The organism is Herbaspirillum chlorophenolicum, from assembly GCF_001189955.1.
Classification (GTDB): Bacteria; Pseudomonadota; Gammaproteobacteria; order Burkholderiales; family Burkholderiaceae_D; genus Herbaspirillum; species Herbaspirillum chlorophenolicum.
Genome location: NZ_LFLT01000146.1, coordinates 1 through 1,352, shown reverse-complemented (window position 1 = coordinate 1,352; position 1,352 = coordinate 1). Strand labels below are relative to the sequence as shown.

General features: G+C 55.8%; 1 protein-coding gene. It reads right to left on the bottom strand.

Annotation, left to right across the window (positions count from 1 at the left end):
• Window positions 1–36: 36 nt before the first annotated feature.
• Window positions 37–1,287, bottom strand: a complete 1,251-nt coding sequence (locus tag AKL28_RS23595; protein ID WP_034303257.1) for an IS256 family transposase — start codon at window positions 1,285–1,287, stop codon at window positions 37–39.
• Window positions 1,288–1,352 lie beyond the last annotated feature (65 nt).

Here is a 1,352-nt window from a genome sequence, read left to right as displayed (position 1 = left end):
GGGGGTGTACTGAATTCTGTGTAAACGGGTTTTCGTTTAAGTCTGTGGCACCCGGTCTTCAAACTGGATGGCGAAGCGGTTCAATGCAGCTTTCCAGTCCCGTATGGGCATCGTCCATTTCTTGCTGATGTTGTTCAGCGCGAGGTAAAACAGTTTGCTGACGGCTTCGTCGGTTGGAAAGGAACTACGGGCTTTGGTGACTTTTCGCAGGCTCATGTTAATCGATTCAATCGCGTTGGTGGTGTAAATCACCTTGCGGATTTCCGGCGGGTAGTCGAAGAACGGTATAACACGCGCCCAGTTGCGACGCCATGACTGGCTTATTGGTTTATACTGTTTATCCCATTTATCTTCGAATTCGGCAAGCCTGAGCTCAGCCTCGTCGGCCGTGGCCGCGCTGTAGATCAGTTTTAAATCGGCGGCTACTTCCTTCTGCGCTTTCCATGGTACGAAGTTCAGGCTGTTACGTACCATGTGGACGATGCACAGTTGAACAGAGGCCTGCGGGTAGACCGCCTCGATCGCGTCCGGGAAGCCCTTTAGGCCATCGACGCACGCGATGAAGATGTCCTGCACGCCGCGATTTTTGAGCTCGGTCACGACCTGCAGCCAGAACTTGGCGCCCTCAGTTTGGGAGATCCACAGGCCCAGCACCTCCTTGTGGCCTTCCATGTTGACGCCGATTGCCAGGTAGACCGCCTTGGTGCGTACAGCGCCGCTGTCGCGCACCTTGACGTGGATGCAGTCGAGATACAGGATCGGGTACACCGCGTCGAGCGGACGGGCCTGCCAGAGCTTCACATCCTCGCTGACAGCGTCCGTGACGTTGGAGATAAGGGTCGGTGACACCTCGGCGCCGTACATCTCCTCCAGGTGGCTTTGGATCTCCCGCACGCTTAATCCGCGCGCGTAAAGTGAGATGATTTTGTCGTCGAAGCCGGCCCAACGTGTTTGGTTCTTGACGACGATCTGCGGCTCGAATGTCCCTTGACGGTCGCGAGGAACGTCCAGCGGCAGTGCGCCAAAATCGCCTTTGAGAGTTTTTGTGCTGTGGCCGTTGCGAGTGTTGGCTGTGCCGTTAGTCACCTCGCCGCTCTTGTCGTGGCCTAGGTGGCCGGTCATTTCGACCTCCAGAGCGCGCTCCACCAGCATCTTGGTGAGCTGCTTGAGCAAGCCATTTTCGCCGATTAGGTCCTCGGGCTTTTGGTAATTGGCCAATAGGCTATCGGCCAGCTTGAGCAGTTCCGGATCGGGCTTGGCACGCTTGTTACGCTTTACAACGGTCATTGTTTCTCCTTGATGGCGGCAGTGTCCTGCCAAATGACCGTTTACACAAAATTATTTACACCCTC

Bases quoted from the DNA above. Each gene is read 5' to 3' on its own strand.
- AKL28_RS23595 (WP_034303257.1), bottom strand. From the start codon at position 1,287: ATGACCGTTGTAAAGCGTAACAAGCGTGCCAAGCCCGATCCGGAACTG.